Annotated in this window: 6 protein-coding genes and 3 pseudogenes; 5 read left to right on the top strand and 4 right to left on the bottom strand. The window is 61.1% G+C overall.

What is annotated here, in order from left to right; all coding sequences use genetic code 11:
• Window positions 1-119 precede the first annotated feature (119 nt).
• The 5 genes and pseudogenes from JDV09_RS26185 to JDV09_RS27600 all read left to right on the top strand — a co-directional run.
• Complete coding sequence (locus JDV09_RS26185; protein ID WP_221372047.1) at window positions 120-1,364, top strand: glycosyltransferase family 4 protein; 1,245 nt, start codon at window positions 120-122, stop codon at window positions 1,362-1,364.
• A gap of 190 nt (window positions 1,365-1,554) precedes the next feature.
• Window positions 1,555-2,889, top strand: coding sequence for a nucleotide sugar dehydrogenase (locus JDV09_RS26180; protein ID WP_221372046.1), 1,335 nt, complete (start codon window positions 1,555-1,557; stop codon window positions 2,887-2,889).
• Window positions 2,889-3,878 carry an NAD-dependent epimerase/dehydratase family protein gene (locus JDV09_RS26175; RefSeq protein WP_221372045.1) on the top strand — a complete coding sequence of 330 codons (990 nt, stop codon included), beginning with the start codon at window positions 2,889-2,891 and terminating at the stop codon, window positions 3,876-3,878. Before JDV09_RS26180 ends, JDV09_RS26175 begins: the two co-directional genes overlap by 1 nt.
• A 42-nt stretch (window positions 3,879-3,920) precedes the next feature.
• Entirely contained in the window at window positions 3,921-4,862 is a 942-nt protein-coding gene (locus tag JDV09_RS26170) for an NAD-dependent epimerase/dehydratase family protein (protein ID WP_221372044.1), read from the top strand.
• 209 nt (window positions 4,863-5,071) lie between these two features.
• Window positions 5,072-5,167 (top strand): annotated as a pseudogene (locus tag JDV09_RS27600) (transposase); the annotation flags it as partial.
• 84 nt (window positions 5,168-5,251) lie between these two features.
• Here the strand turns inward: JDV09_RS27600 and JDV09_RS27595 are convergent.
• The 4 genes and pseudogenes from JDV09_RS27595 to JDV09_RS27095 all read right to left on the bottom strand — a co-directional run.
• A pseudogene (locus JDV09_RS27595) lies at window positions 5,252-5,356 on the bottom strand (transposase); the annotation flags it as partial.
• A gap of 43 nt (window positions 5,357-5,399) precedes the next feature.
• A complete protein-coding gene (locus JDV09_RS27100) occupies window positions 5,400-5,528 on the bottom strand; it encodes a hypothetical protein (protein WP_255606081.1) in 129 nt (42 codons plus the stop codon).
• Window positions 5,525-5,857, bottom strand: coding sequence for a transposase (locus JDV09_RS26160; protein ID WP_221372042.1), 333 nt, complete (start codon window positions 5,855-5,857; stop codon window positions 5,525-5,527). The genes JDV09_RS27100 and JDV09_RS26160 overlap by 4 nt, the downstream gene beginning before the upstream one ends.
• Window positions 5,858-6,688: 831 nt before the next feature.
• Window positions 6,689-7,096, bottom strand: a pseudogene (locus JDV09_RS27095) (glycosyltransferase); the annotation flags it as partial.
• Window positions 7,097-7,474: the final 378 nt, after the last annotated feature.

Raw genomic sequence — 7,474 nt, 5'->3', positions numbered from 1 at the left:
TGGTCGCAATCCAATAGATCGAGCCTCCGGCAGAACCAGGGCGATTCAGCTCACGTTGCATGGGTTTCATGCATCCTCGGGGTTTGGCGACGCTCCACCCACTTCGCTAAGGTCGCTGCATGCGTCCGCACTCGGATGTCTCTATCCTTAGCCTGTATTACCCTCCGGATCCCACCGGCATCGCACCATATGCCGGCGCACTCGCGGTTGGGCTAACGAAGATTGGGCATCACGTGACCGCCCATGTTTCACATCCTCATTATCCGGATTGGGCCATACGCGAGGGCTACGGGCAGTGGACACGTATCGAATGTCTCGACGGTGTTGAGGTGCGACGCCGACTGCACTATGTGCCGCGGACTCCTCGCGGCGTCCGGCGGTTGGTGTCGGAGATTAGTTTCGGCGTGCGTCTGGTGTTTGCCCGTTGGGGCCGGCCCCGAGTGGTCATCGCGGTCTCCCCGCCGTTATTCGCTGCGGCCTTGGCTGTGCTGCGGCTGCGACTCACCCCGCGGCGGCCCCTGTCGATTTTGTGGGTGCAAGACATCTACACGCTTGGCCTGGCGGAGATTGCCGAAGGTGGGAGGCTTGCCCTAAGCATCACCCGGTGGGTCGAATCGCAGACCCTGCGCGCGGCGGATCAGGTCGTCGTCATCCATCAACGTTTCGCCGACTTTGTGACGAGAGAATTTGGGGTTGCGGCATCAAGGGTGGTCGTAATCCGCAATTGGACACATCTGCCGCCATCGGAACCGGTGGATGCGCCCGTAGCGAAGGCAAGGCTAGGCTGGCCTGAAAATGTGACGCTTGCGGTGCACACCGGAAACATGGGCGCTAAGCAGGGCCTCGAGAACATCGTCGACGCGGCGCGCGCTGCCGATGAGCGGGGTGCGCCGGTGCACTTCGTGCTTGTTGGCGACGGGGGGGAGCGGCGCGGCCTAGAGGAACGCGCACGGGGGGTGTCGCGGCTGACGTTCGTCGACCCACTTGGTGACGCTGAGTATCGGCTGGCGCTGGGTGCGGCCGACGTGCTGATCGTAAACGAGAAGCCGGGGGTGTCGGCCATGGCGGTGCCGAGCAAGCTCACGTCTTACTTCGACGCGGGACGCCCCGTGGTTGCGGCCACCGACCCCGGTGGAATCACCGCTTCGGAGGTCGCGGCGGCCGATGCAGGCGTTGTCGTGAACGCCGGCGACCCGGATGCAATGCTTGATGCGGTCCTCAAGGTGGGCGCAGATCCGAAAGCCGGGGCACGCTGGGGTGCCAATGGGCGGCGTTACCGTGAGTCGGTGCTAGATCAGGAAGCAGCGATCGAACGGTGGGCCAACCTCATCGGGGAGATCGGCGCCGCCAGGCGGCTCGAATGAGGGGGACGGACAGCCAATAACTCATGCCTGGCTTTTCTGGCTCCGCTGGCGCGGCGACAAACCCTGTGAGTTCATGGCGTCGTGACGTAGATTGTCGTGGTTGCCGATCAACCTCATGGCACGGGGGACGAAACTTCTGTACCCCTAAGATTTGGTGGTGACTAGACGAAAATTGTCTGGAGGTGGACCAATGCAGGCCACGAAGGCGTATGACGTCGGAATAGTGGGTTTGGGTTATGTGGGATTAACGCTGGCGACCGTGCTTGCCGACGCGGGCACTACCGTTATCGGCGTGGAGAAGCGCGCCGACGTGGTCGACCTGACTAACCAGGGCATTCCGCATTTTTCGGAGGCCGGCCTGGTTGACGCGTTGACCAGAGTGACCAGTTCGGGCCGATTGGTTGCCGCACAACAGTTCGATGAGAATGTCACCTGCGACACCTACATCATCACTGTGGGAACTCCGTTGTCGAGTGAGGGAAAGATCCGTCTCGACATGATCGAGGCGGCAACACACCAGGTGGCCGAAAATATGAGCGACGGCGCGTTGGTGATCCTGCGTTCGACAGTGAAGGTGGAAACCACCCGCAAGGTGGTCGCTCCAATCCTGGCGGCCACTGGCAAACGATTCGACATTGCCATGTGCCCTGAGCGCACCCTCGAGGGCCGAGCACTCCAGGAACTTCGGGAACTTCCGCAGATCGTAGGAGCAGAGGATGCGACGGCCTCAAGTCGCGCAGCAGCCGTGTTCCAGCAACTCACCAGCACCATCGTCAAGGTGTCCAGTCCGGAGGCGGCCGAGATCGTCAAACTTGTCGACAACACATTCCGGGATGTGCAGTTCGCCTTCGCCAACGAAGTAGCCAGGCTCTGCGATGCGTTCGGGGTAAACGCGCATGAGGTGATTTCGTCAGGGAAACTCGGGTACTCGCGGACCAATGTGGCGCTGCCCGGGCTGGTCGGCGGTCCGTGCTTGGAGAAGGACCCTCACATCCTGTTGCAGAGTGCTCGGACTCGCGGGCTCAACCTAGAGATCACGTCTGCGGGGCGTCTGGTCAACGAGCGCCAACCGAGCGAGACGGTTGGTTTCATCGCCGACGAGATCATGAGGAGAGGACTTAGCTCCCCGTTGCGGGTGCGGGTTCTCGGCATGGCGTTCAAGGGAATTCCGGCCACCGATGACTTGCGTGGATCGATGTCGATCAAGGTCTTGGACGCCCTGAAAAAGGCTCATCCAGATGCCGAGTTCGGCATCTTCGACCCGGTTATCGCGCCCGAGATACTGGCGAATAGTTTTCCCGACGATGAGATCTTCACAAGGTTTGGCGATGCAGTCAGTGGCGCGTCGGTGGTAGTGATCGCCAACAACCACCCCGCCTTGGGCGCGATCTCTCCGCGCACCATGAGCGAATTCATCGCACCTGACGGATTCCTCTTCGACTACTGGAATCACTTCAGCCACCTACCGACTTCAGAGTTGGGCGACTCGTACTTCGCTGTTGGACATACCGAGTCGGTGGCCTGATGGGCACGCGCGTCGTGGTCACTGGAGGCGGCGGCTTCATCGGCGCCTATTTGGTGAAGCGCTTGGTTCGTGACGGTTGGGACGTCGCGGTCGTGGACACCATGGTGCGCGGTGACGCCAGTCGAATTGCCGAGGTCGCCGATCATGTGGAGCTTTTCAGCTGCGACGTCCGTGACCAGGAGGCGCTGGAACGAGCCTTTGCGGGCGCCGAGGTGGTCATTCACTTGGCGGCGATCAATGGCACCGAGAATTTCTACAAGCGGCCCGAACTGGTACTTGACGTTGGACTGCGCGGCGCACTGGCCGTGGTGAATGCGGGACGTAGTGCTGGTGTGCCCGACTTGGTAGTCGCGTCAACCGCAGAGGTGTATCAAACGCCAGCGACAGTGCCCACACCTGAGACCGTCGCGATGACCCTACCGAACAGTCTCAACCCAAGGTATTCGTACGGTGGCTCGAAGATCGTCACCGAGTTGATCGCGTTTGACTACGCGCAGGAACACTATCGCAAGGTGCAGGTGTTCCGCCCGCACAACGTCTATGGCCCGAACATGGGCTGGAAACATGTCATACCCCAGTTCATCACGCGTGCGACCGAAGGACGAAAAGCCAACCCCGTCGGCAACGTGCCGTTCGGAATACAAGGGGATGGCACTGAAACGCGTGCATTCTGCTTTGTGGACGACATCATCGATGGCGTCTTGACCATGTATGCGCTGGGCGGTCATCGCGAGATCTACCACATCGGAAACGACGAAGAGGTCACAATCCGCGACCTGGCAGGCCGAGTGGGCAGCATTCTCGGTGTAGAGCTCGACATCCGTCCCGGCGAAACTGCCACCGGCGGTACTCCAAGACGGTGCCCGGACATCACAAAGATGCGCAGCCTTGGTTATGGCCCCAAGGTCTGTCTCGACGACGGCTTGGAGCGAACTGTCGCCTGGTATCTCGAACACAGCTCCGATGCCGTCAGCAACGAGCTGTTGTGAGGTTCCGATGAAAGGCGACGGTCAATTGCGGCGGTCATGGCGATGAATAGAGATTCGCGGATCTACGTTGCCGGACATAGAGGCATGGTCGGATCGGCGATCACGCGTCGACTCGAAGCTGAGGGCTACACCGGCATCGTGACCCGTTCGCATGCCGAACTGCCACTTGATGATTCGGCAGCAGTCACCGGGTTCTTCGCCGCCGTGCGACCGGAGTATGTGGTGCTGGCGGCAGCCAAAGTCGGTGGGATCGTCGCGAACGCCACGCAGGGTGCCGATTTCATAAGAGAGAACCTCCAGATCCAGACCAACGTCATTGACGCGGCATATCGCCATGGTGCTCGCAGATTGTTGTTTCTTGGCTCCAGCTGCATATACCCGAAGTTCGCTGAGCAGCCCATCGTCGAGGAGGCGCTACTCACCGGCCCACTCGAGGAGACAAATCTGCCCTACGCTGTCGCGAAAATCGCGGGAAAGACTATGTGCGATGCCTATGCACGACAGTACGGCTTTGACGCATTTACGGTAATGCCGTCCAACGTCTACGGCGTTGGCGACAACTTTCATCCAGAGCATTCGCACGTCGTCGCTGGGATGATGCGTAGGTTCCACGAAGCGAAACTAGCCAGGGAGGACAAGGTGGTGGTGTGGGGGACGGGCACGCCGCTGCGAGAACTCATCGATGCCGATGACCTCGCCGACGCATGTGTCTTTCTGCTCAACGGCTACAGCGGCGGTGGGATGATCAATGTCGGTTCAGGAGAGGAGATTTCGATTCGAGACTTGGCGTTCTTGATGAAATCTATTGTGGGCTACGGGGGGGATGTCGAGTTCGACGCTTCGCGCCCTGACGGAACGCCGCGCAAGATCATGGACAACACCAAACTTGCAGGTTTGGGATGGCGGCCCAGCCTCACGATCGAGGCGGGAATGCGGAAGATGTACACGTGGTTCGCCGACAGCGAAAGACTACGGGAAGCCTGATAACCGGCGGGTCAACACTGCTGGCGATGCGCGACAGCCAGCCCATCCCCCGGGCATGAAGTCTTCGCACACTTTGAGCCGCGGCGCGCAAGTTGGGCCTCGACGAACTGGGGTTCCCCAGGAAAAGTGGGCGCGGTTAGCTTGGGGTTGACCCTTGATGGTGGACACCTGACTGGTGGGCCTGCTGGTCCCACGGGAAGGATGTCCGTATGTCGGGCAAGCGTAAGAAGTACACCCCCGAGTTTCGGGAGCAGGCTGCCCGCCTGGTGATCGAGACCGGTCGCCCGGTCGCGCACGTGGCGGCTGAGATCGGTGTTGGTCAACTCCCCACGACCCTCCCGGGCCTCGCGGTCCTGGGCCACCCAGTTGCCCAGCGTGCCCTGATGCATCGCCAGGTCGCGTGCCACCGCGGCGATCGACTTGCCCGTCTCACGCACGATCCGCACAGCCCCCTCACGGAACTCCCGGTCGTACTTCTTCCGTTTCTCTGACATCGCTACTCCTTATAGCTGATGCCTCCACGGTCTCGGGGGAATGTCAGGCCGCTCGGCCGTCCGCGCCGGCCAACCACGCGTAGAACGATGAACGTGCGACCTCCACGACCGCACACAGCCACTTCACCTCGAAGGCGTGCAGGTGGTCGGCGACGAACTGGAAGCGGCTCACCAGTTCGTCTCCCCGGCGAAATATTTGGCTGCCGACCGCAGAATGTCACGCTCGGTGCTCAGCCGAGTCTTGTCCGCCCGCAGCTGGCTGACCTCGGCGCGCAGCCGGGCCAGCTCCTGCTCGGGGGTCTCTGCACCCGGGCTGGCCGTGGCCGCCGAGGCGGGCCTGCGGTGTCGGATCGGCACGCCGGCGGCCTTGCACCACGCCGACAGCGTCGCCTCGCTGACACCGAGCTCCGCGGCGATCACCGTGATCGTCGCACCCTCGGTGTCCCGGTACAGCGCGACCGCGTCACGCTTGAACTCATCGGGATAATTCTTCCTTGCCATCGCGTTGGATCATCTCGCTTCCCCCCAGGGCATTCCTGGGATTGAGCGTGTCCAACACACGGGGTCAAGTCCCGACGAGCCCGCGCCAACCCTCGAGTCGTCAAGCGCAAGATGTCAGTCTACCAGGTCAAACACCGCGACCACCGCAACGCGCCGACCATCGACCGCCACCCAATCATCAGCACTTAAGTAAACGGTATTGAGGCAAGGCTAGGCAACCGCTTCGTCGGCATCCTCCACGGCTGCCTACGCCACCACACCCACTACGACGAACACACCGCGTGGGCACACCGCACACCTCACGCCGCTTGACATTCACAGACTAGGGATGTCTCGATGAGGTGCAGCTGTCGTTCATCGTCGGCTCCCATGTGACGAAGGCTCCCGGGGATCTGGAATCGGCCTTCCGCGGGTCACTGCGCGGACCAGACGCAAAATGTGTCTGAGCAGCGCAGTGCCGGCGGCGAAGGTGATGCCGAGCGAGGTAACGACCTGGTCCATCAGTCGGCTGCCGGCGATAGTTGCGCCTTGCAGCTCACGGTGTTTCGCAGCGGAGCGCGCGTAGGCACCAACTTCCTGTGTGCTGCCGCGGCCACCGCCCTCGCACCGTGCGACCACCATGTCGAGATACGTGGGTGTCGAGATTCGCCAGGCGCGGGAGAGAAGTTCCTGATCCGCACTAATCCCGACGTCCGTGCGGAACCCGCCAAGTGTGCGCAACAGTCCCGTCGACATCAGCACCGCTTGGTGGGGAACCGTCATCAGACCCATCAGCAGTCGAAACCGGCGGAGGTACTTCAGATCATGCACATAATCGCCCTCTGCGGTCTCAATAATTGATTTCCCAAATACCCAATCACTGCTACTTGTTGCGAGTCTCGCGACCACGTCGGATAGCACCGAGCGATCTGCGAGACAGTCACCCGAATTCAGCATCAGAATGTAGTCACCTGATGCACGTGCTACACCCTTGTTCATCGCATCGTAGATGCCATCATCGGGCTCCGAGGTTGCGCGAACGAAGTCAGGGAAGTGTTGCTGCGCGAGCCATTCGACTGTGCCATCAGTGCTTGCACCGTCGACAACTATGCATTCGTAAGGGCGATGTAGCTGCGTGGTGACGCTTGCCAGCGTCCTTTGCAGTCCGGCGAGGTTGTCCTTTGCGATCGTTACGATGGATACGGACGGGTACGTATCGGAACCAATGTCGCTGGGCGGTACGTCTCGTTTCAAGGCCACATTCCTCCGGTGTTCGCGCGCAATGACACGCAGTCCAGCGTGATCGCAGTGCGTTCACTGTAGTGTGCGAGTTCGACGATTCGCTAATGCCGCAGCCGGTGCGCCCAGTGATCAGGAGGTGATTGCTCAGGTCATGTCTTGATCGAAAGCTCGTCGTCGCTTGCGAGCAATGATCAGAACCTGTGGATGAGCCTCGGCGAGGGGCGTGAAAGTGGGCGCACCTTCCCGAGGATGATCTGAATATCCGAGGTCTGTTGGGCCGTGCCCCGATGTAGTGGACACGGGATTTGTGGTTACGCGGCTTCGGGCAGCGTAGCGGTTGTCAGGGTCCTTTCGTAGGTCGCGGGGCTGGAATGGGCGCAGCGGGAGTGGCGTCGT

Origin of the sequence: Mycolicibacterium xanthum (genome assembly GCF_019710635.1) — a bacterium.
GTDB classification, from domain to species: domain Bacteria; phylum Actinomycetota; class Actinomycetes; order Mycobacteriales; family Mycobacteriaceae; genus Mycobacterium; species Mycobacterium xanthum.
Note: the sequence above shows the minus strand (reverse complement) of the source record. Positions and strands in the feature narration are given on the sequence as shown.